The organism is Paenibacillus sp. J22P15, from assembly GCF_056269345.1.
The window spans coordinates 1-24,639 of record NZ_JBWDNT010000005.1; the positions used below are offsets into that span (position 1 = coordinate 1).

Here is a 24,639-nt window from a genome sequence, read left to right on the forward strand (position 1 = left end):
AGTATGTAAGACCCCTTGAAGACGACGAGGTTGATAGGTTCGGGGTGGAAGCACAGCAATGTGTGTAGCTGACGAATACTAATCGGTCGAGGGCTTATCCTAAACACGTTTGCCGTGACCCATACATCCGGTAGACAGCAGCATAAAAGGTTTTCAGCAAACCTTATCTTTCGTATCCAGTTTTCAGGGCGTAATTTGCCTGCTATGCTTAAACAAATAATCTTATATAAGATAAATGTTTATGCCTAGGGCCCTTAGCTCAGCTGGTTAGAGCGCACCCCTGATAAGGGTGAGGTCGGTGGTTCGAGTCCACTAGGGCCCACCATATATTCCCTGATAGCTCAGTTGGTAGAGCACTCGACTGTTAATCGAGTTGTCACAGGTTCGAGTCCTGTTCGGGGAGCCAAGTTTGGAGAGATACCCAAGTGGCTCAAGGGGACCCTCTGCTAAGGGGTTAGACTGCGTAAGTGGTGCGAGGGTTCGAATCCCTCTCTCTCCGTTCCAATTTTTTAAGGCCCGTTGGTCAAGTGGTTAAGACACCTCCCTTTCACGGAGGTAACAGGGGTTCGAGTCCCCTACGGGTCACCATAATTTTTGTTGAATGACGCGGGGTGGAGCAGCCCGGTAGCTCGTCGGGCTCATAACCCGAAGGCCGCAGGTTCAAATCCTGCCCCCGCAACCAAATCACCATAATATGGTGAACATCATCCATATGCCGTTGTAGCTCAACTGGTAGAGCAACTGACTTGTAATCAGTAGGTTGGGGGTTCAAGTCCTCTCGACGGCACCATTTTTCTTCAGATGCAGCTTGGCTAACGTCAAACCAGCATTACAACCACCAGAAATGGTGGACATAATCGATGTGCCGTTGTAGCTCAACTGGTAGAGCAACTGACTTGTAATCAGTAGGTTGGGGGTTCAAGTCCTCTCGACGGCACCATCTTTTCTCGGGACGTAGCTCAGCTTGGTAGAGCACCTGGTTTGGGACCAGGGGGTCGCATGTTCAAATCGTGTCGTCCCGACCATATTTTTAAATGAATGAACGACACATAAAGCCGCTATTCTTACAAGTCCGCTGGACTTTGAGAATAGCGGTTTTTTTTATGCTCCAATGGGGAAATATAATCGCAATATGTCGATCATGCGTCATATCCATCAATTGAAACAGGAGGTACTGCTTTTGAAGCTTAGTGTGAGGATAACCGCATTGTTGGTCGTGATCTTATGCAGCCTTGTAAGTTCTGACATAGCATTTGGACAGCCAGGCGTGTTTCACTTTGGATTTAAGAAAAGTGTAGACGGACGATTGCCTTCTATAGATGAGGAAGGGTTCAAAGATATCGTAACCAAACACGGGGCGCTTTTTCTTGGAGATACAGGGCGGAAAGAGCTGTTTCTTACGTTCGACAACGGCTATGAGAATGGTTTTACTCCGCGAATTCTTGATGTGCTGAAAGAAAAAAATGTACCAGCTGTTTTTTTTGTTACGGGACATTATGTGAAGGATCAGCCGGAGCTAATTAAACGATTTGCAGCAGAAGGACATATCATTGGCAATCATTCTTGGAGCCACCCCGATATGTCACAGCTCTCAGAGGGGAGCATTAAGACTGAACTCGACAAGGTAAAGGAGCAAGTTGATGTACTGATCGGACAAAAGGAAATGAAATATCTCCGTCCGCCAAGAGGTATTTTTAACGAACGAGTATTAGCAACGAGCAAACAATTCGGCTACATAAATGTGTTCTGGTCGGTTGCTTATAAGGACTGGGATGTAAATGCCCAAAGGGGCTCTCAGCATGCGTATAACGAGGTTGTTAAACAGCTGCATCCTGGTGCTATTATTTTGCTGCATTCCATTTCTAAGGACAATACGGAGGCTCTAGGGAGAATCATTGATGAAGCGCATCGACAGGGCTATGTGTTTAAAAGTTTGGATCAGCTGGTCACTAATTATGAATAAGGTAAATTAGAATACAGAACCTTAACCTATAACTAGGGATAAGGTTCTTTGTTTATTAGCTTCTAATTGTTGGTATTATGTTATAAATGACAGGCAAGGGGCTTTGGCTATGAAAAATATGACGTTACTGCAAGAACCGAAGCAGCGGAAATTGTTGTTCAGCGCCGGTCTGAGCTGGCTGTTCGACGCAATGGAGGTCGGAATGATTTCTTTCATTGTGACCGCATTGGCGACAGAATGGCGATTAGGCGCGCAGCAAGTTGGACTGCTGATGGCTATTAATTCAATCGGTATGGCGGTTGGAGCTGCGATATCCGGATTGCTGGCAGATCGATACGGTCGAAGGGCAATATTGCTTTGGACATTGCTTATTTTCTCTATTGCTAGCGGCTTGTCGGCTTTTGCCACAGGATTTCTCGTACTGTGTGTATTGCGTTTTATCGCAGGGTTCGGGCTTGGCGGTGAGCTGCCAGTCGCATCAACGCTCGTTTCGGAATCCGTACCTATTCAGGAGAGAGGGCGAGCTGTCGTGCTGCTTGAAAGCTTCTGGGCATGCGGCTGGATACTTGCTGCTTTAATTGCCTACTTTGTCATACCCTCATATGGCTGGAGGATGGCTTTCTTCATTGGAATGCTGCCAGCCCTGTATGCTTTGTACTTGAGAAGAGCGATTCAGGATTCACCTCGCTTCAAAGCTATTCGAGATCAGAAGCTCTCGTTTAGAGAGAGGGCAACCTCCATTTGGTCTTCAAAACACAGGAGAGCAACGATTACTTTGTGGATTTTATGGTTTACAGTTGTCTTTTCTTATTATGGGATGTTCCTTTGGCTGCCTTCTGTCATGCTGTTAAAAGGCTTTGATCTCGTAAAAAGCTTTCAATACGTTTTGATCATGTCACTGGCGCAGCTTCCGGGCTATTTTACAGCTGCGTACTTTATCGAAAAATTTGGACGCAAGTTTGTGCTCGTTACTTTTCTATTTTTAACGGCTGGAAGTGCATTATGGTTCGGCAGTGCAGAAACGGAAGGGGTACTGATCGCATCCGGCATATGTCTCTCTTTTTTTAACCTTGGTGCTTGGGGAGGCATGTATGCCTATACACCTGAGCTTTACCCAACTGCTGTGCGCGGGACGGGCGTTGGCTTCGCTGCTTCCTTTGGGCGAATTGGTGGGATTATCGGCCCCTATCTTGTAGGTATACTGGTCGCGCGGGAGATTGCGATTCATTCTATTTTTATAATATTTTTTGTGACGATCGTAGTTGGAGCGCTTGCTGTCTTGTTTTTTGGCATTGAAACAAAAGGGACGGACCCTGACAGAGATGCCTCTGATTTGGTTGTCTAAAGCGTTCTGTTTAATAATTGTATGACCGATGAATAACAAATCCCGCCTTGCGTACTGCGCTGCAAGACGGGATTTGTTCGTTAGGTGCCAGTCACTTGTTTTGAGAAAAAGGTTTTGAGTGCTTTATATACTTCACCTTTCTCTTTAATTACCGAATACATAAACTTTTTGTGGGAGATATGCTTATAGGCGGACATTAGCGTACTGCTGCGATTGTATTGATTGACCTCTCCGTAACCAAACATGTTGCATCGCTCCATGAGTTGGCCAATAAGCTTCACACAGCGCTCGTTATCGGAGGTAAGGTTGTCGCCGTCGGAGAAGTGGAAAGGGTAGATGTTCCAATTTGGCGTTGGGTAGCGACTATCGATAATATCGATTGCTTTCTGGTAAGCAGACGAGCAGATCGTGCCGCCGCTTTCACCTCGGTTAAAGAACTCCTCCTCTGTGACCTCCTTCGCTTCGGTGTGATGTGCGATAAACACAATCTCCACATGTTCATACTTGCGGCGCAGGAAACGAGTCATCCAGAAGAAAAAACTGCGGGCACAATACTTTTCAAAGGACCCCATGGATCCTGAGGTGTCCATGAGAGCTAGGATGACAGCATTGGATTGTGGTTTGACGATTTCGTTCCATGTCTTGTAACGAAGATCGTCTGGCGAAATGCCACCTATGCCAGATTTGCCAGCATTGGCGTTACGGCGCAGGTTTTCAATCAATGTACGTTTCTTATCGATATTGGACATTATGCCCTTCTTGCGAATGTCATGAAAAACGATCTCTGTCGTTTGCAGTTGATCCTTTTGCTTTTGTTCCAGATTAGGAAGCTCCAGCTCCTCAAACAACATATCCTCCAATTGATCGATGCTTATCTCCGTATCGACGACGTCCTCTCCCGGCTGATCCCCTGCATCCTGACCTTTGCCAGGTCCTTTGGCGGCTTGCGGGTCGACGCCTAGCACATCGCCTACCTGCGAGTCTCCGTCTCCTTGTCCGACGTGCTGCTTCTTGTTGTAGTTGTATATAAAGTGGGTTTCGTCGAGACTTTTAATAGGGACTTTGATCGTACGCTTGCCATCGGACAATACGATGCTTTCGTCGGAAACCAGATCGGGAAGATTTTGTTTAATGGCTTCATGTACCTTTTCCTGATGTCGGGCTTGATCCTCATAGCCTTTGCGGTGGAGTGACCAATCCTCCCTTGATACAATAAACAGCGGCTCTGACTCCATTTCCCTCACCTCATTCCATTAAGTTAGCGCTTCAGCATGAAAAAAGCCTTTGGTAATCATCACTTATTTCTTGTCTGTTACTCAATATATTCAAGAGCAGAGCGGTTATGTGAACGAAAATTAGTTCATTTCTAGCAATCTAGCATTAAGCCTGATCAACTCTATTTGGTGATGAACAGCTGCATAGACCAATCGGCAGCTGACTTTAAAACAATTTTGGAAGATGCGGCGAAGCAGCCGCATAAGCTAGTCTGTAAGGCTCGTGGATGGTATCATCCGCGGTCCACTCTTATTTTAGAAGCGGCAGCCGTGAAGGAGGAGAAGCAGGCTATGGATGTAAACGAGGCAGCTATGGAAGAGGAAGCAAAAGAAGCGCTGCTAGAGAAGGATCGCAAATATGTATGGCATCATATTGCTCCCCATAATGATAATCCGATGGTTATCGTGTCGGGAGAAGGCAGCTGGATTACCGATATTGACGGGAACCGTTATTTAGACGGGATGTCCGGCATGTGGTGCGTCAATGTTGGTCATGGAAGGGAAGAAATCGCTGAAGCAGCTGCGGAGCAGATGAAGAAAATAGCATATTCGACGCTTATTCAATCCCACGTTCCTGCGATTGAGCTTGCTGCGAAGCTAAATGATTGGCTAATTGGTGATTACCGTATTTTTTTCTCAAATTCAGGTTCCGATGCAAACGAGGTTGCCTTCAAAATCGGTCGTCAATATCATCATCAACGAGGGAAAGGCTCAAAATTTAAGTACATTTCACGTCATCGCGCCTATCACGGTAATTCAATGGGAGCGCTTAGCGCCACTGGGCAGGCACAACGCAAGCTCAAGTATGAACCGTTAAGTAACGGCTTCTCGCATGTGCCTCCGCCGTATTGCTATCGATGCCCTTTTGGGCAGACGAAGGAGACCTGCAAGATGCAATGCGCTCAAGCCTTTGAGGATGCGATCATATGGGAGGGGGCGAATTCAGTCGCAGGCATTATCGTTGAACCAGTAATTACGGGTGGTGGAATGATCGTGCCGCCTGAACATTATTTGGCAAAGCTGCGAGCCATTTGCGATAAACATGATGTTCTTCTTATTGTTGATGAGGTTATTTGCGGATTCGGCCGCTCAGGCGAGAAATTTGGGCATCAGAACTTCGGTGTCAGACCGGATATCGTAACGATGGCGAAAGGGCTGACAAGCGCATATTCTCCTTTATCAGCTACAGCCGTGTCTGCAGAAATATATGAGAGCTTTAAAGAAAGCGGGACAGACAGCCATTTCCGTCATGTTAACACATTTGGAGGCAATCCTGTTTCCTGTGCGGTAGCGCTGAAAAACATTGAAATAATAGAACGTGAAAATCTAGTCGTCCGCTCAGCCAATATTGGTAAAGATCTGTTTAGCCGAATCAAATCATTGGAATCCTATGAGCATGTGGGAGAGCTTCGGATTTTTGGCTCGGCTATCGGTATTGAGCTGGTAGAGAATAAGCAGACCAAGGAACCGGCTTCCGCTGCGAGAGTAACGGCAATTATTGCGAGCTGCAAGCAAAAGGGTCTCCTCATCAGCAAAAATGGTGATACAGTACCGGGCTTTATGAATATTTTGACGCTGAGTCCCCCTCTATCGACGACGGATGATGAAATTGAGTTTATCGCTGATACACTGCTCCAGGTTTTTGGGAACTGAGGAAGGAGGAGAGGGAAGTGAATACTGAGATTAATATTGATGCCATAAGGCTGCATAAGCGCATTGATGAGCTGGCGCAGATTGGGAAAATCGGTGATACAGGTGTTTGCCGCCTTGCACTCTCGAAGGAGGATCTGGCAGGGGTAGAGTTGGTGCGCGGTTGGATGACTGAAGCAGGTTTAGAGGCGCGAATCGATCCGTTCGGCAATTTAATAGGTGTACTGGAAGGTGTTGACCCTGCGGCAGCTGTATTAATGCTAGGTTCTCATATTGATTCTCAGCCGTATGGCGGACGTTACGATGGTGTCATTGGGGTGCTGGGAGCGATCGAAGCGGTTCAAACGATGGTTGAAAAAGGATTTCGGCCCTCTCGAAATATCGAGGTTGTCGCATTTTGTGATGAAGAGGGATGCAGGTTTAACAAAGGATTATTTGGTGTTCGAGGCATGGTTGGAAAACTTGAGGAGGGGGAGCTGGACCGTGCAGACAAGAGTGGAATAACGCGCAGGCAAGCACTTATCGAGTTTGGGTGTGACCCTGCTGCGTTTGAAGGATATGTGTTTGAGGAAGGGCGGATCGGTGTTTTCTTGGAGCTGCATATTGAGCAAGGGCCGGTGCTGGAGGCGCAAGGCAAGCCTATCGGCATTGTGAGCGGGATTTCTGGACCGGTCTGGTGGACGGTTGAAATGACCGGCTTTGCAGGTCATGCGGGTTCGGTGCCGATGGCTATGCGGCAGGATGCACTGGTCGGCTGTGCTAAGGTCATAGTTGCTCTCCACGAATTAGCAAGTATTGAACATGGTGCACCGACGGTCGGAACGGTTGGCTCGCTGTCGGTTTTTCCAGATTCCCGCAACATTATTCCTGAGAAAGTAAGCTTCACTGTTGATTTTCGAGATATTGAACTAGGGCGGAGAAATATGCTGGAGGAGCAGCTTCTTGCCCGCATAAACGCTGTTTGCTTAGAGCACGGTTTGACGTACACCATTCGTGAGGATACAAAGAGCGATCCGAGGTACTGTGCACCTGAGCTAAGAGCACTTATGCAGGAGCAAGCAGCCGAGATGAAGCTCGATCCGCCTGAGCTGATGAGCGGTCCCTTCCACGATTCGTTAACGATGTCTTATGTGTGCGATTACGGAATGATTTTTGTTCGCTGCAGGGAAGGGATCAGCCATAATCCGAAGGAGTATTCATCGCCAAGTGATATTGAGCTTGGAGTAGAGCTCCTTTATCGGACGGCTCGGAAATTAAGCTTATGAGGAGGGATAAGCATGAGCGCGATGGTTAATTCAACGTTTATTCCCATTGATGCACTAAGGCGGAATTTTGCCGAGGTGAAGGCAGGGATGCGTCCAAAGGAAGCTGTCGAGGAATCGAATCGCTGTTTATACTGCTATGATGCTCCTTGTATAAAGGCATGTCCAACCGGCATCAACATCCCTTCTTTCATTAAAAAAATTGCATCCGGCAATATGAAAGGGTCTGCGCGCATGATTATGGATTCCAATCCAGTGGGCGCCACCTGTGCGCGTGTTTGTCCAACAGAAGAGCTTTGTGAGGGGGCTTGTGTGCTCAACCATTCCTCTAAGCCGATTATGATTGGTGACCTGCAGCGCTACGCGACGGATTGGGCGATGAAGAACAAGCCAAACTTGTTCACGGCTGGTCAAAGCAACGGTGAATCGGTCGCGATTATAGGCGGCGGTCCTGCTGGACTATCTGCGGCGCGCGAGCTTGCGAGATTTGGCTTCGCCGTTACGATATTTGAAGCGAAGGAGCAGGCGGGTGGACTTGATACATATGGCATCGTTTCGTTTCGCTTGCCGCAGAGCATTTCTCTCTGGGAAGTCGAGCAGGTGAAGAATCTGGGCGTAGATATTCGCACGAGCACAGAGGTTGGAAGTGATATTAGTGTGGAAGCTTTGCTCGAGAAGTATGACATTGTAGTACTTGCGATAGGCATGTCCAAAGTGCCTTTTCTTGGCATCGAGGGAGAACTTTTGGAAGGCGTTTATGATGCTATTGATTTTGTAGAAGCGACCAAAAAGGAACTCACGTCCGACTTTATCGGCAAACGGATTGCTGTTATTGGGGCAGGAAATACGGCTGTCGATGCTGCAACCTGCTCAGTGAGGCTGGGAGCGGCGAACGTAAAGATGGTTTATCGCCGGACAAGTGAGGAAATGACAGCTTACGATTATGAATTTGACTTCGCCAAGCAGGATGGCGTGGAGTTTGAATGGCTAAGCGCACCAATCCGGATTATTGGTGATGCAGATGGTAAAGTGAAGGCGCTTGAATGCACGCGGATGAAGCTTGAAGCAGGCGAGTCAGGCGGTAGAAAGAAGCCTGTTCCGATCGAAGGGTCTTCTTTCGTGCTAGAGGTTGATGCGGTCATCAAAGCAATTGGACAGACAAGGCATTTGCCCCTCATAGAGCAGCTTGGCTTAAATCATAAACAGGGAATTGTGTCGGTGAATACAGCTACCTATCAAACCTCAAATCCTCGCGTTTACGCAGCTGGGGATGTAATATTCAGTGATGGTCAAGGTGAAGCGATGGTGGTTGCCGCAGCGCAGCAAGGGAAGCTTGTTGCCTATTCGATCTATAATTCGCTTATTGCGAGGAGGGAAAATGATGGCTGATTTACGTATTCAGTTAGCGGGCATATCGTCGCCGAATCCGTTCTGGCTCGCATCAGCGCCTCCGACGAATACCGGTTATCAGGTTCAACGAGCATTTGAAGCAGGCTGGGGCGGGGCTGTATGGAAGACGCTCGGTGATCCGATCATTAATACTTCATCTCGCTTCGCTGCTATACATTTCAATGGACAGCGCGTTGCTGGATTTAACAACATTGAGCTAATTTCAGATCGACCGCTCGAAGTGAATTTAAAAGAAATCTATGAAACGAAAAAGAGATTTCCGAATCATGCGCTTGTCGTATCGTTGATGGTGGAGCCGAAGCGCGAGAAGTGGCATGAAATTGTAAAAAAGGTTGAGGCCATCGGCGTAGATGGGCTGGAGCTGAACTTTGGTTGTCCGCATGGTATGGCTGAGCGGGGAATGGGCGCTGCATCAGGACAACAGCCGGATTTGGTTGAGATACAGACGATGTGGGTCAAGGAGGCTGCAATGACACCTGTCATTGTTAAGCTCACTCCTAATATCACTGACATTACTGCGACAGCCAAAGCGGCCGTTCGCGGGGGAGCAGATGCAATCTCGCTGATCAATACGATAAACTCGCTTGCTGGTGTAGATATTGATACGTGGAATACGATTCCGCATGTTGGCGGGAAAGGCGCGCATGGAGGATACTGCGGGCCTGCTGTGAAGCCGATTGCGCTTAACATGGTTGCTGAGTGTGCTCGTAATCCGCTAGTAGGCGTACCGCTCTCCGGCATCGGCGGTATTTCGAACTGGCGCGATGCGGTTGAATTTATATTGATGGGCTCGACAGGAGTTCAGGTGTGTACGGCAGCGATGCATCATGGGTTCAGTATCGTAGAGGATATGCTTGACGGTTTGAACAACTATTTGGATGAAAAGGGTCTGAAATCGGTTAATGAGCTGATCGGGAAATCGGTAGAGCGCTATTCGGATTGGGGTGATCTTGACCTAAACTACGCAGTAGTTGCGAGAATCGAGCAAGATACCTGCATCGTTTGCAATAAATGCCATATCGCTTGCGAGGATACCTCGCACCAGTGTATTGAGAGGCATACAGATGATAACGGGACGGCCTTCCTCAAGGTTCGCGAGGAGGATTGTGTAGGCTGCAATCTCTGTTCGATCGTCTGTCCCGTTGAAGGCGCAATTGCGATGATAGAGGTACCTTCTACCGAACTGCCGCTTAGTTGGAATCAGAGGCAAGCTGCAATTGCAGTAATTGGGAAGGGTAATAATCTAGACTCAGACGATACCGATAAGATGGAGGCGATGTAGGATGACGGTGAGGCTCATCAAAAACGGTACGATTGTAACGGCGGCAGATACGTATAAAGCCGATGTGTTGATTAAAGAGGGGATTATCGCCAAGATCGGCTTTGATTTAGATGCGGAAGCTGATGAAATCATCGATGCTTCAGGCAAATATGTATTTCCCGGCGGGATTGACCCGCATACGCATCTCGACATGCCGTTCGGCGGAACGGTAACGGCTGATGATTTTGCAACAGGCACAACTGCTGCGGCATTCGGAGGAACGACGACCATCGTTGACTTTTGCTTGACGACGAAGGGGAAACCGCTGAGCGAATCGATAGCTGCATGGCATAAGAAAGCAGACGGAAAAGCCGTCATCGATTACGGTTTCCATCTGATGATCGGGGAAATCAATGATGAGGTGCTCGCTGAGCTGCCGTCGATTGTTACAGAGGAAGGCATTACCTCCTTGAAAGTATTCATGGCATACAAAAATGTATTTCAGGCGGATGATGGCACTTTATTTCGGACGATGCTTGCAGCCAAGGAGCTTGGTGCTATGGTGATGGTGCATGCCGAGAATGGAGATGTCATTGCCTTTCTCATACAGCAGGCACTGGAAGCAGGCAACACTGATCCGATATACCACGCTCTCACGAGACCATCGATTGTTGAAGGTGAGGCGACGGGACGAGCAGCAAAGCTTGCTGCGCTTGCTGGTGCAAGGCTGTATGTCGTGCATGTGACATGCGAGGAAGCGGTGCAGCAAATCGCTGAGGCGCGAAACAAAGGCGTGGATGTATGGGGCGAGACCTGCCCGCAATATTTGGTGCTGGATCAGTCACAGCTTGAGAAGCCGGATTTTGAAGGGGCTAAATACGTATGGTCTCCTCCTCTTAGAGAAGCATTCCATCAGGAGGTGCTGTGGAATGCGCTGAAGAGCGGTCAATTGCAAACGCTGGGATCGGATCATTGTTCCTTTAATTTTCATGGTCAGAAGGATTTGGGGCGAGGGGATTTCAGCAAAATTCCTAATGGCGGCCCGGTCATTGAGGATCGCTTCTCGATCCTTTACTCGGAGGGCGTTCATAAAGGGCGTATTTCACTTAATCAATTCGTTGATATCGTTTCGACGAGAAGTGCAAAGCTATTCGGACTTTTTCCGCAGAAGGGGACGATTGCCGTTGGCAGTGACGCGGATATCGTTATTTTCGATCCAATCGCGCAGCGTATGATCTCGGCCGATACTCAGCATATGAATGTGGACTATAACCCGTTTGAAGGAATGCAGGTGACTGGTTTACCCGTGAGTGTACTATCGCGCGGCGAGTATGTCATTCAGGAACGTCAATTTGTAGGCTCCCTTGGTGCAGGGAGATACGTGAAGCGTAAACCATATACGACGGTTAATACTGCGGCAACCACAACGGCAATCAACTTGAAGGAAGAAACGAAGCAATAGTGTCGAGGGAGGGAGAGGCATGTCTGCTTATAAACAATATGTGGATGAGAAAAACAAAATTGATGCGTATATTCAGCAGCAATATAGGATAACAGGTGTGCGTGAAGGGTTAAACGGTGACTGGATAGAGTTTAGAAATCCTGCTGGTGATGAAGCCTCTCTGCATATTGAAACGGCAGACGCTCGCAAATATTATGTGAAATTTGTACATTCTGGAGCAGAGGGTATGGCCGCCGAACCTGCTGCCTTGGAGGAAAAAGTTAAACTGCAAAACTTAATTAATGGAGTGTGGGTAGATTCGGCGACTGAGCAAGCAAATAAAGTGATGAATCCCGCAACAGGTAAAGTGATTGCTTATGTTCCGTTATCGGTGCAGGAGGATGTCGCAGCAGCTGTGCTTGCTGCCGAGCAGGCTTATCCGGCATGGAGCAAAACACCTGTTCCTCGCAGAGCGCGGGTGCTGTACCGTTACTGGCAGCTGCTGCAGGAGCATGCTGAGGAACTGGCTCAGATCATTACGACAGAAAACGGTAAAAGTTATAAGGAAGCATTCGGCGAGGTGCAGCGCGGCATCGAAAATGTGGAGTTTGCGGCGGGAGCACCAACGCATATGATGGGTGCAGCTCTTGCTAATATCGCCACGGATCTGGATTCGGAGCTATTCCGTGTACCGCTTGGCGTAGTAGGCGGGATTACGCCGTTCAACTTTCCGATGATGGTGCCATGCTGGATGTTTCCGCTTGCGATCGCGCTGGGCAACACCTTCGTGCTTAAGCCATCGGAGCGTACGCCGCTAACTGCCAATAAGCTTGTACAGCTTCTTCAGGAAGCAGGCTTGCCGGATGGTGTGCTTAATGTGGTTCACGGTGCTCACGAGGTTGTTGATGCCTTGACGAGCAATCCTAGTGTAAAGGCTGTATCGTTCGTCGGCTCTCAGCCAGTTGCCAAATACGTATATAAACGTGCAGCAGCTTTCGGTAAAAGGGTTCAAGCACTGGCCGGAGCCAAAAACATCCATATTGTGATGCCTGATGCCCATATAGAAAAAACGGTTGAGAACATCATTGCCTCCTCCTTCGGCAGCGCTGGCGAGCGATGTATGGCCTGCTCCGCAGTTGTTGCGGTCGGTGATGGTAATGAGTTCATGAAGGCGCTGCAGGCTGCTGCAGAAAGGATGGTAATCGGTTCTGGGATGCATGATGACGTTACGCTTACGCCAGTCATACGCGATGAGCATCGTAAGCGAATTGAAACCTACATTGAGCGCGGATCGGCTGAAGGCGCTAAGCTCCTGCTTGACGGAAGACTCGCAGCGGAGCGTGAGGGAGCGGGGTATTTTCTCGGACCGACGATATTCGATGAGGTTAAACCAACAATGACGATTGCTAAGGAGGAAATATTCGGTCCGGTGTTGTCTGTATTGCGTGCAGCAGATTTAGATGAGGCGATCACTATTGTAAACAGCTCGAGATTCGGGAATTCAGCGGTCATCTATACGGAAAACGCGAAGGCGGTGCGGCAGTTCCGTGAGGAAGCGGAAGCTGGAATGTTGGGTGTCAATGTAGGTGTACCCGCACCAATGGCCTTCTTCCCGTTCTCGGGTTGGAAGGACTCATTTTACGGCGATCTGCATGCGAACGGGAAGGATGGAGTGGAATTTTACACGAAGAAAAAAATGATAACTTCGCGATATTTCTAACGAGGCAGCACAAATGCAAGAAATATAAAGCTGCCCCTGCTGCGTGCTGTGAATGAGCGCGTGCAGGGGCAGTTTGTTTTATAAGATAGCATTCCTTTTGCTCAACATGCGATAAAGAAGGATAGAAGTAACTGTAACTTGTATTTTTAGGATGTGCAAGAGTGGAAATCATGACATATAGACCAAACTATGCGACATGCTTAACCGAATGGTAAAATAAAAGATAGGATTATATAATATTGAGCTGAATTGTCATTTGCAAGGAAGGGGTGTTTGAAACGAATGAAGCTATTTCATACTGCAGACTGGCATTTAGGTAAGCTCGTTCAAGGCGTATATATGACAGAAGACCAGCGTTACGTATTGGAGCAGCTGCTGAATGCGATTGAAAAAGAGCGGCCGGATGCTGTTATTATTGCTGGTGATCTCTATGATCGGGCTGTGCCGCCAACAGAAGCGGTAGAGCTGCTAGACGAGCTGCTCAGCCGCATCGTCATCGATTTGGAAACGCCGGTGCTTGCGATATCCGGTAATCATGACAGCCCGGACCGTATCAATTTTGGAACAAAAATGATGAAGAATCGCGGCCTCTACTTGGCTGGACAGCTTCGCAAAACGATGGAGCCGGTCATTCTGCACGATGAGCATGGAGAGGTGCACTTTCATCTTGTACCTTTCGCAGACCCAGCTCAGGTGCGTTATGAGCTAGAAGACGAGTCGATCAAGTCCCACGACGACGCCATGCGGGCTATTATTGGAAATATCGTTGACACAATGGATTCAGCAGCACGACATGTATTTGTTGGACATGCTTTCGTTACGGCTACAGGTGGACCAGAGCTTAACACGAGTGACTCTGAACGGCCGTTATCGGTAGGCGGTGCTGAGCATGTGAGCGCGGCTTATTTTGATCCATTTCATTATACAGCGCTCGGACATTTACATCAGGCACATTTCGTGCGTAATCAGAAGATAAGATACGCAGGATCACCGCTTAAATATTCAATTTCCGAGGAAAACCATGTGAAGGGTTACTTCGTCATTGAGCTTAATGCTGCGGGCGAAGTCGAAATTGAGAAGCGGGAGCTGCTGCCCCTGCGGAATATGCGCCGGGTAGCTGCTTCCATTGAAGAAATCACTAAGCATCCTATTAATGAGGATTATGTTTTTGTCACTCTATTAAATGATAATCCGGTTTTGTTTCCTATGGAGAAGGTGCGTGCGGTTTACCCAAATGCGCTTCATGTGGAGAGAAGGCCAGCAGCATCCAACTTAATTGGGGATGGCAGCAGCTTGGAAGCGGGATCTGTTAAAGGACGACGAGAGGCTGATCCCATCGAGCTGTTTGCCGCTTTCTATCAGGAAGTAAAGCAACAGCCGCTGTCTGAAGCGAAAAAACAATTGTTCGCGAATACGTATGCGGAGCTGCTGCGTGAGGAAGGGGGCGTACTATGAGGCCGATTAAGCTAACGATGACGGCGTTTGGCTCCTACCGAGACACGGAAACTATTGATTTCAGCTTACTCGAACATCGACGCTTGTTCGTTATTTCGGGTAATACGGGTGCCGGCAAAACGTCGATTTTTGATGCGATTTGTTTTGCTTTTTATGGAACGGCAAGCGGTGAGGATAGAGCAGATCCTCGTATGCTGCGCAGTCATTTTGCTGCTGAGGATATACACACCTCCGTTCAATTCGATTTTGCAATCGGTCAAAGAAGCTACTTGGTTATTAGACAAATGCCTCATCGCAAGGGCGGTAACAAAAGTGAAACGGGCGGCAAGGCCGAGCTTTATGAGACGACTAGCGGAGAAATGATTCCAGCGGTTGATCGCTTTATTTTATCGGATGTGAATGCCAAGCTGGAGCAGATTATCGGCCTAACTAAGGAACAATTCAGTCAGATCGTTATGCTCCCGCAGGGTGAGTTTCGTAAGCTGCTTACTTCGGATACTGACAATAAGGAAGAGATTTTGCGTCGGATATTTCGCACTGAATTATATGAGCGGTTGGAGAATCGATTTCTGCAAAAAAACCGTGGATTACAGGATCAACTGAAGGAAGCTAAAGCGACATTGAATGCTTATATGAAGCAGGTTCAAGAGGCATTGCCAGAGCGCGCAGGCAGCGCACTTTCCCAAACCTTTGAACAGGAAGTATTTAGCGCAGCACAGGTAACCGATGCACTGAAACTTGAGTTTGAATATTATAATCAGCTTGCCGCAGAGGCTGAGGAGCAGAAGGGAGCATTAGCCCTTCGACTTGAAGCAGAGGAAATACAGCTTAGACTAGCATTAACGCTTAATAGCAAGCATGAGGAGCATGCTAAGAAGCAGACACAGCTAGAGCAGTTGAATGGACAGAAGTCGGACTATGCGATGAAGGAGCAGCAGCTAGCGCTCGCGGAGAAGGCTGCACACTTGGCTCCTTATCAGGAGCATGCCGAAAGAACCATTTCTGATTCGAAGACGAAGCGGGAGGAATTAGCTGCTAAGCAAGCTGAGCTGGAAATAACGGAGCGTGAGCATGCGCGGGCTGTTGAACGTTATACAGTGGAGGAGCAGCGCGGGGAGGAACGGCGTAAAGCGGAAATTGAGCTGAACAAATTGCTGGAGATGGTTCCAATCGTTAAGACGCTTGTTAGTCAGCAGCAAGCGATCGATAAGCTGGCGAAAGCAGAGAAAGACTGTACGGTCAAGCTCGAAGCAGCGGAAACAGAACTGATTAAGCTGCGTGAAGGGAAGCTTGCTGCGAGTGTGCAGGTCAAAGAAACGGAGCTCGAAACAGCAGAGCTCACAGATAAGCTGGACAAGCTGCGTCTTGTGGAGCAGCAAGGAAAACAGCTAAAGCGTCTCGTTGATATTGAGAAAGAAATGACACGAATCGCCCTGCTCGAGAAAGAATTTGCTGAATCGTTTAGGAAAGCCAAAGATAAGCACGATCAGCTTGAAGCCTCATGGATCGGAGGCCAAGCATCACTGCTCGCTGCTCATTTGCATGATGGTATGCCATGTCCCGTATGCGGGAGCGAGGAACACCCGCAAAAGTCGGTCACTCATTCCGACGTGCCTTCACGTGAGCGGCTTCAAGAAGCAAAAATACAGTTAGCTGCAGTGGAGCGCGAATGGCTGGAAGCGCGAGCGCAGGCTGCTGCAGCACAAGCGACTCATGAGGATGGCGCAAGAGAGCTGGCGGAGTTTGGATTGCAGGCTGTGAAGCTGGAGGAGCAAAGAGCAGAGCTGCTGCAGCAATGGCGCGGGCTTAAAGAAGAAACAGACAAGCTTCTGCTCAAGGCAAAGCAGCTTCCTGAACTCAAGCTGCTGATCGAACGACAAGAGCAGATGCTTGAAAAGCATCGACTTGTGAAGGAGCAGCTGCAGCAAGAGCAGCAGCGTTTAATGCTCGAGAGAACATCGCAGCAATCGGCATTGCAGCAGGAGATAGGGCGTATTCCGGAAACGTTCCGTACCCCTGAGAAGCTGGCCGCTAAGCTAAGTGAGCAGCAGGCATTATCTGAACGCATGGCAGCAGCATGGAAGTCTGTTCAAGAGCAGCATCAAAAAATGACTGCGAAGCTAGCTGAACAGCGAGCATATGCCATTCAATCAGAGCAACAGCATCAGGAAGCGGAAAGCAATATGCGGCTAGCCGAGCAGCGTCTGATGGAAGAGCTTGTGAAAGCAGGCTTTAATACGGTTGAACAATATCGGAAAGCAGTATTGTCAGACGCTGGAAGAGAGCAGCTTCGAGTGGAAATAACAACGTATCAAGCAGCAGTTACCTCAGTAATGCAGCAGTTGGTTGAGCTCCAAAGTGAGCTTGCAGGCAAACCTAGGGTCGATTTGGCTCAGCTTCAGGAGCAGCTTACCGTATTGAAGAAGCAGCAGGAGAAAATGATTGCTGCAGCTCAAACAGCGCTGCGAACTGGGCAAGTGGCTCAGCGGCTTACCTCATCTATTGGCAAAGCTAATGAGCTTGTAAGCGAGCTTGAGGCTAAACTAGAAGAGGTTATGGATGTATTCCATATGCTGAAAGGAGACAATGCTCTCAAGATTTCGTTTGAACGATATATTTTGATCGAGTTTCTGGAGCAAATTTTGTACGCTGCCAATACACGTCTACAGGATTTATCGAATGGGCAGTTTTCCTTGCAAAGAAGTGATCGCCTTGAAAATCGTGGAAAGCAAAGCGGTCTTGGCCTTGATGTTTATGATTCATATACGGGTCAAAATCGTGATGTGAAGACGTTGTCCGGAGGCGAGAAATTTAACGCGTCGTTATGTCTAGCGCTAGGTATGACGGATGTTATTCAGTCTCATATGGGCGGTGTGACGATTGAAATGATGTTTATTGACGAGGGCTTTGGTTCTCTTGACGAAGAGTCGCTGCAGAAAGCAATAACAGCACTTGTTGATTTGCAGAAGTCAGGCAGGATGATTGGCGTTATATCCCATGTGCAGGAGCTTAAGGATGCATTTCCAGCTTGTCTTGAAGTCAACAAGACGAAGGAAGGCTTTAGTCGTACGAGAATAACGGTAAAATAAACGCAAAAAGTCTGCTTCAAGCGCTCGTTTGAGGCTGAGGCAGACTTTCATATCCGATTGCTTATCGTTTAAACGCTGATGTTTGCGGCAATAGCAGCTGTGCCTGCAAAAAATAATGCGATACCGCCTACAAAAACGAGAATGTTTAATACAATGCCGATCACACCGAACAGTTTGCGGCGTTTGCTGGAAACCGCAGCGATAATAGCCAATATAAGTCCAACAAACGAAAGTAAGCCTGCTCCGAAGATACAGAGGACAGCTACGACAACAGAAACAAGGACTTCTTCTCCAAGCGCTTCAATGGATGCTTGAAATGCTGCACTATCAACAGCAGGGTCCACTAGTTGAACATCTGTGTTTGCGATCTTATCGGCAAATGAGGACCCAGAGACGAAAGCAATAATAAGAAGTACGACTGCAAGCAAGCCAATGATGAAGGATGCAATGCCAAGGCCGGATTGTTTCTTCGGACCTTCATCAACAATCGGCTCGTTTGAGAAAACGGGCTTCGAGGAAAAAGGTTCGTTTTGGGAAGAATAGTTAGTAGTGTTATTATTGTCATTTTCCATTTTTATCATCTCCTTTACTAATTACGGTAAAATTATACACAAATACGAGAGGAATGAAAACTATATGTTTCCAAAATATTTTGCAATAGGCGCGATAAATGCTGCATTGGCAATCGCTTTAGGTGCCTTCGGAGCACATGGGCTAGAGAAGCAGGTGACTGACCATTATTTGGAGGTTTTTGAAACCGGAGTTCGCTATCACATGTATAGTGCACTCGGGCTTATGCTTATCGCCTTGTTCGCCAATCAAATCGGTAAGAGCAAGCTAGTTCTAAACGGAGGGCGTCTCATCGTTGCTGGAACGATCATTTTTAGCGGCAGCTTGTATGTATTGGCGCTTACCAGCTTTAGTAAACTAGGTATGATTACACCGATTGGCGGCGTAGCGATGATCGCTGGATGGATCTGTGTTATTGTTGCTGCTTTTAAAAAAGAGAGTCTTAAATAGAAAAACGCATTAAATAGACGACATAATACTCTGTAATACAACAAAAAACCGAGTTGCTTTAGTAAATATTTCTATACCGGAGTGCGTACATCGTTTATAATAAAGCGAACACTGACTTGACTCGAATAAGAGGAAGGACGTTTGTGCGTGACGAAACGGATAGATGGTTTTCCTGAAAGAAAGAGACAGTTCTTCAAGCACGCGTTGAATGGATCGTTAGTCATTAGCTGTTTATTAACAGCACTCGGGTTCGTCTGGGTTATTGAATCTTTTATATTAATCTCTAATACGATGTACAAATGGACTGCTATGGCCATAACCTCATCGTTATTCGTAACTGCATTAATTGTTTATATAAAACGAACGGAAACATTTGGTTTCCAAAATTACCATACCGCCATTGTTGAAACTTTGCTTCGTTCGGATGCCGTTCCGCTTGCAATATTGAATAAAAGCGGTATCGTCATGGAGTTGAACGAAGCGTCTGGTCGGACGCTTGGTTATGACCGCACAGAGCTTATAGGAGAACCGATATTGCGATTAGTCGAGCCTGGGAGCCGGCAATTGCTGCAAGAAACTTTCGAGAATGCTCTGCTTGGTGAAGCGAAACAGATCAATATTAACATTACGCATGGCTCCGGTTTCCCGCTTGAGCTTCAAGTTGTATGCTCTCCAATGATACAAGAGGAAGAGGTTATCGGAACGGTATTAATCAGTCAGGATTTAAGCGAGCGCAGACGTAATGTTGAACGGATACGGTACATGGCTTATCACGATGATATGACCGGCTTGCCGAATCGCACCTTGTTTCAAATGAAGCTGACTGAGACGCTGACACGAGCGAAGGAAGAAGATCGAGTAGTTGGTATCTGTTATCTGGATCTAGATCGCTTTAAGCTGGTTAACGCTTCATTTGGACGGGAATTTGGTGATATTCTGCTCATGCAGGTTGCAGAGAGATTGAATCGCGATCTATCTGATAATGATTTTGCCGCTCGGATGGAAGGCGATGAGTTTGCATTATTATTTTGCAATTTACAATCGGAGAACCATTTGCTTGAGCTGTGCAGGAAGCTCTTAAAGTCGATTGAAGAGCCCTATGAGCTAAGCGGCTTCCCAGTACATATTACAGCGTGCATTGGTTTGGTTACAAACCTCAACGAGGAAGACGATAGTTATGCACTGATCAAGAAAGCAGATATGGCGCTTGTCAAAGTGAAAGAAAGTGGGAAAAATGATTGCCTGCTTTACTCGGAGAGCTGGAGCAACTCGTCGCTTGAGCGACTTACTCTGCAGCACGAAATGTACCGCGCTATTCAGCGAGAAGAGTTTATTTTGCATTATCAGCCGCAATATGATTTGAAATCAGGTGAGATGGTCGGTGTAGAGGCACTTGTAAGATGGAACCATCCGCTTAAAGGGATGATACCGCCAGGAAGCTTTATTCCGCTCGCAGAAGAGAGCGGGATGATTGTTCAAATTGGTGATTGGGTGCTGGAGGAGGCTTGCCGTCAAAATAAAGCTTGGCAAGACGCAGGTTTGCCATTGATACCGATATCCGTTAATTTCTCAATCAGGCAATTTGTTCAAAAAGATTTGGCCAGTAAGGTTGCAGGAGTGCTTGAGAAAACAGGCATGGATGCCAAATATTTGGACCTTGAAATTACCGAGTCCATGACAATGGATATTAGTCAAGTATCTCGATGCTTGCTTGATTTAACGGAATTAGGGGTCAATATCAGTGTCGACGATTTTGGCACTGGCTATAGTTCATTTCATTATTTGAAAAATTTCCCGATTGATCGTTTGAAGATTGATCGTTCTTTCGTACGTGATATTCAACAGGATCCAAGCGATGCAGAAATCGTAGCAGCAATTATTGCAATGGCTCACAACCTTAATATTCAGGTTATTGCAGAAGGTGTGGAGACAGAAGGGCAAATGGAGTTTCTTCGCAAGCATAAGTGCGATGAAATGCAAGGTTTCTTCTGGAGCCCTCCCGTATCGAGTGACAATATTGAACAGATGTTATCTACTGGTTAAATATGAAAAACCGTTCATTGGCTGATTATACAGTCCTTTGAACGGTTTTTTTTGCTTTTGAGCAAGATTAGTATGAGAAGTCTTCAATTTCGTTAATTCGAAACGTATATACTTGCTTCTCGTCGACATGGTAAACAGTAATAATGTTTTCAGCCTCATCCATGTTAATGATTCTGCAAGGGATATTGAGCTTAATACCAAGTCCCTTATTCACAATAATACGGACTAACGTATTGTTTTTCATAATCGTTCTAATTTTGTCGAAATAGTTTAATGCTACTAATGGATTGCCGGACTGATCAGAAGCAGAATTGATTTTAGTTAGATTAGATGGCAGAGAAATATCCTGAGGAGCGCTTGTACTGTTCTTGCGATAATCGATTTGCTCACCAAGCTGAATGCCGGACAATATACGGAAATCAACAAAGTCAGAGCCATTTAACGTGTGAAGTAATTGCTCAAGCGCTGCAGCATTGTTTTTCCCTTCTACAAGCACCTCAATGTTAAAAACAAAGGATGAATAATCTTGGGATGAGCTGTTGTTTTTCATAGGTCCTCCGAACACTGTGCGATATAGTACTAATATACCACCAAATCGACATTTCAAGTATAGTGAACAATGGGAACATAGGTGATGAATTCAGGGAAGCTATAATAACGTAAGAAAAATCAATAATCAAACATGTTATAATAAGATCTATATTTATTTAAAAAATAGTTACAAATAAGGAGCGCATACGATGGATTCGATATTATTTATTGCAGCTTGGGCTATAATTGGAATTTTTATTGGTGGAGTAATCGTACTTATTAAGGCTAAATTCAAGAAGTAAGAAACGCATCTGTGATTTCACCCCTCAACCACCGCATAAATGAGAAAATATCAAACACTGTAAACCGACTTTTGCATATAATGATGGTGCAGTGCTTTGCCTCTTACATTATGCAAAAGAAGGGGGTGGATCCTATATGATGCGGATGGTTCCTTTCACACTGGAGAATGGAGAAACCGTTCTTGGCGTTGAAGTAAAGCTGCCCAAAACAACTTTGCTCGCCATCATGACGGACATAGGATATATTATGTGCGGTGCGCTTGATGTTTCTCTGCTTAATGAGCGGCTCAAAGACCGAGAGATTATTGCTGGGAGGGCTGTCGGTGTGAAAACGTTGGAGGAGCTGATGGAAGCCCCTTTGGAGTCCGTTACATTAACAGCAGAGACAAAGGGTGTTGTCGTTGGCATGAAGGGCTCGGAAGCGCTCCAACTAATGCGATAAGACAACGAAAAAAGCCCTAATCTACTTTTCGGCAAAGATGCCATGAGCAAAGGATTAGGGCTCTATTTTGTCGCTTGTATATTAGCTTCTATTCGAAAAGCTTGCGCAGATTAACATCGTATGGTGCTTGGACGATGCCTTTCTCTGTTATGATCGCTGTTACATATTCATTAGGCGTTACGTCGAAAGCCGGATTGTATACTTTGATGCCTTGCGGTGCAGTACGTTTGCCGAAGCCTTCCGTAATTTCTTCCGCATTGCGCTCTTCAATTGGAATTTCAGCGCCTGTTGGTGTATTCAAATCGATCGTAGAAAGCGGACTTGCTACATAAAAAGGAATGCCATGTGCTTTGGCCAAAACAGCAACGCTATAAGTTCCGATTTTGTTAGCGACATCACCATTTGCTGCAACGCGGTCAGTACCTACGATTACCGCATCTACCCAGCCCTTAGCCATGATCATACCCGCCATATTATCGCAAATAAGTGTAACATCAACGCCAGCTTGCTGCAGCTCGAATGCAGTTAAACGAGCGCCTTGAAGGACAGGACGAGTTTCATCGGCATAAACACGCAGCGTAATACCGCGTTCTAATGCTAAATAGAAAGGTGCAAGTGCTGTACCGTACTTAGCTGTTGCCAAGCCGCCGGCGTTACAGTGCGTAAGAACACCCATATCATCCTTGAACAATGACAAAGCATGTTCCCCAATCATTCTGTTCGTTTCTTCATCTTCGCTTTGAATTGCGATGGCTTCCGTTAGCAAAGCAGCTTTGCTTGCTTCAAGAGACAAACCTTGCTCTATGAAAGAAGCAGCAGCTGCTTTCATGCGATCAAGAGCCCAGAACAGGTTAACGGCAGTTGGTCTTGAAGTAGCGAGATATTCCGCTTGTTTAATAACTTGTGCGAGCCATGCTTCAGAGGTTTGCTCGTCACGACTGCCTAGAACTACCCCATAAGCAGCAGAAATGCCGATGGCTGGTGCCCCGCGTACCTTTAGATGGCGAATGGCTTCCCATACACCCTCTGAAGTTGTTAAAGGCAAATGAACGATTTCTTCTGGTAGAAGCCGTTGGTCAAGCAGATCAAGTCTATCTTCGGTCCAAATAAGTGACTGTAAGCCAGCGTAATTTGTTGTCATGGTGTCATATCCTCTCTGTTCAATCATTTATTTGCAAGTGATAAGGCAACATCGATAACTTCCTCAATGGATTGCGTCTTGCGGTTATTGCTAATGAGCGTTGTTCCTATGGCAAGCGCTAAGCGCTGAGCTTTCTCGCGCGTCGCTGCATCCGGTATGCGATCAATATCGATGACATGTGATAAGCCGACGATTCGGCGTACGATTTTGCAGCCTGCAAAACCAACTGTGTCCTGCAGCAGGCGACTCATATAGTAGTCCTGGTATCCGGGAGTTGAATTCGCAAGACGATCTAGTCCATGTTCATTCCATAAAGCACGGAATTTTTGATCGAATAAATTCCAAACATCGCGCACTGAATCGGTTAGATAACGACGGAAGTCGCTGCGTTTGTCCGCATCTGAACTCCAGTGCTCTTGACCTGCAAAGTTTAGCAGCAAATTGGCAATTACAGCACCGATATCGAACCCAATTGGTCCGTAATAAGCAAACTCTGGATCAATGACTTTTGTAGATTCAGGCGTTACAAAAACGCTGCCCGTATGAAGATCACCATGAAGCAGTGCTTGAGCATTCGTTAAAAACTTATCACGAAGTAAAGCTACTTCGAAGTGAAGCTCAGAATTTTGCCAAAGCGCTTCTGCAGCATCCCGGATGGCCGGATCGAAGCTGTTGTTAGAAGAATCCGTGTAAGGGTCGTCAAATATAAGATCTTCTGTTATTTTGCACAGTTCTGGATTAACAAAAGCTTTTACACGCAGCTTCTTTTCCTGCTGGTTCATACCAAGATCGGAGGTGAAAAACAAGGTTTTCGCTATAAATGTGGAAATATCGTCTGCAAATTTGGGATAGCGTGTCCCGCTAATCAGTCCTTGGCGCATGATAACGTGGTCGCTGAGATCTTCCATGATTGTAAGATACAGCTCTGGATCATACTTATAGACATTAGGAACCAGACCAGGTACAAGCTCGCCCTCCAAAATAAGCTTATCACTCTCGATACGCGCACGATCGAGCGTAAGCGGCCATGACTCACCTACAACTTTAGCATAAGGTAAGGCTTGTTTCATAATCAGGCTCTTGCCGCTAACAGAATCAATGATGTGAAAAACCAAGTTTAAATTACCGTCTCCAATTTCTCGGCTGGTTAGCATTGCTCCCTCTGGGAAAAACCCGTCAAGCGTAAGCGCTATTTGAATGGCTTCTTGTTCGGATAAAGGATGATATGCAGACACGGCTGTCCACCTCCAGATCATAGTAGTAGGGCAGCAATGCCCAGTATTCATCTCA

At 46.8% G+C, this 24,639-nt stretch carries 18 protein-coding genes, 8 tRNA genes and 1 rRNA gene; 22 read left to right on the plus strand and 5 right to left on the minus strand.

Annotation, left to right across the window (positions count from 1 at the left end; translation table 11 throughout):
- The 11 genes from AC0YN6_RS13700 to AC0YN6_RS13750 form a co-directional block, all read left to right on the plus strand.
- Positions 1–102: ribosomal RNA gene (locus AC0YN6_RS13700) — 23S ribosomal RNA — on the plus strand; the annotation flags it as partial.
- Between the two features lie 146 nt (positions 103–248).
- A tRNA-Ile gene (locus tag AC0YN6_RS13705) sits at positions 249–325 on the plus strand.
- 5 nt (positions 326–330) lie between these two features.
- A tRNA-Asn gene (locus tag AC0YN6_RS13710) sits at positions 331–406 on the plus strand.
- 5 nt (positions 407–411) lie between these two features.
- Positions 412–499: transfer RNA gene (locus AC0YN6_RS13715), tRNA-Ser, on the plus strand.
- A gap of 14 nt (positions 500–513) precedes the next feature.
- Positions 514–588: transfer RNA gene (locus AC0YN6_RS13720), tRNA-Glu, on the plus strand.
- Positions 589–605: 17 nt separating this feature from the next.
- A tRNA-Met gene (locus AC0YN6_RS13725) sits at positions 606–682 on the plus strand.
- Between the two features lie 32 nt (positions 683–714).
- Positions 715–790 (plus strand) — tRNA-Thr (locus AC0YN6_RS13730).
- Between the two features lie 74 nt (positions 791–864).
- Positions 865–940 (plus strand) — tRNA-Thr (locus tag AC0YN6_RS13735).
- A gap of 8 nt (positions 941–948) precedes the next feature.
- Positions 949–1,025 (plus strand) — tRNA-Pro (locus AC0YN6_RS13740).
- 116 nt (positions 1,026–1,141) lie between these two features.
- Positions 1,142–1,963 (plus strand): delta-lactam-biosynthetic de-N-acetylase, encoded by an 822-nt coding sequence (pdaA, locus tag AC0YN6_RS13745; protein WP_475747770.1) that lies wholly within the window; start codon positions 1,142–1,144, stop codon positions 1,961–1,963.
- Positions 1,964–2,072: 109 nt separating this feature from the next.
- A complete protein-coding gene (locus AC0YN6_RS13750) occupies positions 2,073–3,308 on the plus strand; it encodes an MFS transporter (RefSeq protein WP_475747490.1) in 1,236 nt (411 codons plus the stop codon).
- Between the two features lie 80 nt (positions 3,309–3,388).
- On the opposite strand, the gene yhbH is transcribed toward AC0YN6_RS13750, so the two are convergent.
- On the minus strand, positions 3,389–4,543 hold the full coding sequence (gene yhbH, locus AC0YN6_RS13755; RefSeq protein ID WP_475747491.1) for a sporulation protein YhbH: 1,155 nt from the start codon (positions 4,541–4,543) through the stop codon (positions 3,389–3,391).
- A 330-nt stretch (positions 4,544–4,873) separates the two neighbouring features.
- Between yhbH and AC0YN6_RS13760 the strand changes: the two genes are divergently transcribed.
- The 8 genes from AC0YN6_RS13760 (at position 4,874) to AC0YN6_RS13795 (ending at position 17,870) form a co-directional block, all read left to right on the plus strand.
- A complete protein-coding gene (locus tag AC0YN6_RS13760) occupies positions 4,874–6,235 on the plus strand; it encodes an aminotransferase (protein ID WP_475747771.1) in 1,362 nt (453 codons plus the stop codon).
- A gap of 17 nt (positions 6,236–6,252) precedes the next feature.
- Complete coding sequence (locus AC0YN6_RS13765) at positions 6,253–7,497, plus strand: M20 family metallo-hydrolase (protein ID WP_475747493.1); 1,245 nt, start codon at positions 6,253–6,255, stop codon at positions 7,495–7,497.
- Positions 7,498–7,509: 12 nt separating this feature from the next.
- Positions 7,510–8,883, plus strand: a complete 1,374-nt coding sequence (locus tag AC0YN6_RS13770; protein WP_475747494.1) for an NAD(P)-dependent oxidoreductase — start codon at positions 7,510–7,512, stop codon at positions 8,881–8,883.
- Positions 8,876–10,186 (plus strand): NAD-dependent dihydropyrimidine dehydrogenase subunit PreA, encoded by a 1,311-nt coding sequence (gene preA, locus AC0YN6_RS13775; protein ID WP_475747772.1) that lies wholly within the window; start codon positions 8,876–8,878, stop codon positions 10,184–10,186. The genes AC0YN6_RS13770 and preA overlap by 8 nt, the downstream gene beginning before the upstream one ends.
- 1 nt (position 10,187) lies before the next feature.
- Positions 10,188–11,627 (plus strand): dihydropyrimidinase, encoded by a 1,440-nt coding sequence (gene hydA, locus AC0YN6_RS13780; RefSeq protein ID WP_475747496.1) that lies wholly within the window; start codon positions 10,188–10,190, stop codon positions 11,625–11,627.
- A 226-nt stretch (positions 11,628–11,853) separates the two neighbouring features.
- The gene (locus tag AC0YN6_RS13785; protein ID WP_475747773.1) at positions 11,854–13,326 is read left to right on the plus strand and encodes a CoA-acylating methylmalonate-semialdehyde dehydrogenase; all 1,473 of its coding nucleotides are present in this window, start codon (positions 11,854–11,856) and stop codon (positions 13,324–13,326) included.
- A gap of 282 nt (positions 13,327–13,608) precedes the next feature.
- Positions 13,609–14,781 carry an exonuclease SbcCD subunit D gene (locus AC0YN6_RS13790; protein WP_475747497.1) on the plus strand — a complete coding sequence of 391 codons (1,173 nt, stop codon included), beginning with the start codon at positions 13,609–13,611 and terminating at the stop codon, positions 14,779–14,781.
- Positions 14,778–17,870: an AAA family ATPase gene (locus tag AC0YN6_RS13795; RefSeq protein ID WP_475747498.1), complete on the plus strand. Its 3,093-nt coding sequence runs from the start codon at positions 14,778–14,780 to the stop codon at positions 17,868–17,870. The genes AC0YN6_RS13790 and AC0YN6_RS13795 overlap by 4 nt, the downstream gene beginning before the upstream one ends.
- Before the next feature lie 68 nt (positions 17,871–17,938).
- Here AC0YN6_RS13795 and AC0YN6_RS13800 read toward each other — a convergent pair whose 3' ends face one another.
- Positions 17,939–18,442 (minus strand): hypothetical protein, encoded by a 504-nt coding sequence (locus AC0YN6_RS13800; RefSeq protein ID WP_475747499.1) that lies wholly within the window; start codon positions 18,440–18,442, stop codon positions 17,939–17,941.
- 64 nt (positions 18,443–18,506) lie between these two features.
- On the opposite strand from AC0YN6_RS13800, the gene AC0YN6_RS13805 reads away from it, so the two are divergent.
- Together AC0YN6_RS13805 and AC0YN6_RS13810 are read left to right on the plus strand one after the other, a co-directional pair.
- On the plus strand, positions 18,507–18,890 hold the full coding sequence (locus AC0YN6_RS13805) for a DUF423 domain-containing protein (protein ID WP_475747500.1): 384 nt from the start codon (positions 18,507–18,509) through the stop codon (positions 18,888–18,890).
- Positions 18,891–19,037: 147 nt separating this feature from the next.
- Entirely contained in the window at positions 19,038–20,933 is a 1,896-nt protein-coding gene (locus AC0YN6_RS13810; RefSeq protein ID WP_475747501.1) for a putative bifunctional diguanylate cyclase/phosphodiesterase, read from the plus strand.
- 67 nt (positions 20,934–21,000) lie between these two features.
- Here AC0YN6_RS13810 and AC0YN6_RS13815 read toward each other — a convergent pair whose 3' ends face one another.
- A complete protein-coding gene (locus AC0YN6_RS13815) occupies positions 21,001–21,483 on the minus strand; it encodes a hypothetical protein (RefSeq protein ID WP_475747502.1) in 483 nt (160 codons plus the stop codon).
- 419 nt (positions 21,484–21,902) lie between these two features.
- On the opposite strand from AC0YN6_RS13815, the gene AC0YN6_RS13820 reads away from it, so the two are divergent.
- The gene (locus AC0YN6_RS13820; protein WP_475747503.1) at positions 21,903–22,208 is read left to right on the plus strand and encodes a YunC family protein; all 306 of its coding nucleotides are present in this window, start codon (positions 21,903–21,905) and stop codon (positions 22,206–22,208) included.
- 88 nt (positions 22,209–22,296) lie between these two features.
- Here the strand turns inward: AC0YN6_RS13820 and mtnA are convergent, their stop codons facing one another.
- A complete protein-coding gene (gene mtnA, locus AC0YN6_RS13825) occupies positions 22,297–23,349 on the minus strand; it encodes an S-methyl-5-thioribose-1-phosphate isomerase (protein ID WP_475747504.1) in 1,053 nt (350 codons plus the stop codon).
- 23 nt (positions 23,350–23,372) lie between these two features.
- Positions 23,373–24,584 (minus strand): S-methyl-5-thioribose kinase, encoded by a 1,212-nt coding sequence (gene mtnK, locus AC0YN6_RS13830; RefSeq protein ID WP_475747506.1) that lies wholly within the window; start codon positions 24,582–24,584, stop codon positions 23,373–23,375.
- Positions 24,585–24,639: the final 55 nt, after the last annotated feature.

Coding starts and splice junctions, on each gene's coding strand:
- pdaA (WP_475747770.1), top strand. CDS start 1,142: ATGCGTCATATCCATCAATTGAAACAGGAGGTACTGCTTTTGAAGCTT.
- yhbH (WP_475747491.1), bottom strand. CDS start 4,543: ATGGAGTCAGAGCCGCTGTTTATTGTATCAAGGGAGGATTGGTCACTC.
- AC0YN6_RS13795 (WP_475747498.1), top strand. CDS start 14,778: ATGAGGCCGATTAAGCTAACGATGACGGCGTTTGGCTCCTACCGAGAC.
- hydA (WP_475747496.1), top strand. CDS start 10,188: ATGACGGTGAGGCTCATCAAAAACGGTACGATTGTAACGGCGGCAGAT.
- mtnA (WP_475747504.1), bottom strand. CDS start 23,349: ATGACAACAAATTACGCTGGCTTACAGTCACTTATTTGGACCGAAGAT.
- AC0YN6_RS13805 (WP_475747500.1), top strand. CDS start 18,507: ATGTTTCCAAAATATTTTGCAATAGGCGCGATAAATGCTGCATTGGCA.
- AC0YN6_RS13815 (WP_475747502.1), bottom strand. CDS start 21,483: ATGAAAAACAACAGCTCATCCCAAGATTATTCATCCTTTGTTTTTAAC.
- AC0YN6_RS13750 (WP_475747490.1), top strand. CDS start 2,073: ATGAAAAATATGACGTTACTGCAAGAACCGAAGCAGCGGAAATTGTTG.
- preA (WP_475747772.1), top strand. CDS start 8,876: ATGGCTGATTTACGTATTCAGTTAGCGGGCATATCGTCGCCGAATCCG.
- AC0YN6_RS13820 (WP_475747503.1), top strand. CDS start 21,903: ATGATGCGGATGGTTCCTTTCACACTGGAGAATGGAGAAACCGTTCTT.
- AC0YN6_RS13760 (WP_475747771.1), top strand. CDS start 4,874: ATGGATGTAAACGAGGCAGCTATGGAAGAGGAAGCAAAAGAAGCGCTG.
- AC0YN6_RS13770 (WP_475747494.1), top strand. CDS start 7,510: ATGAGCGCGATGGTTAATTCAACGTTTATTCCCATTGATGCACTAAGG.
- AC0YN6_RS13785 (WP_475747773.1), top strand. CDS start 11,854: ATGGCCGCCGAACCTGCTGCCTTGGAGGAAAAAGTTAAACTGCAAAAC.
- AC0YN6_RS13790 (WP_475747497.1), top strand. CDS start 13,609: ATGAAGCTATTTCATACTGCAGACTGGCATTTAGGTAAGCTCGTTCAA.
- AC0YN6_RS13800 (WP_475747499.1), bottom strand. CDS start 18,442: ATGGAAAATGACAATAATAACACTACTAACTATTCTTCCCAAAACGAA.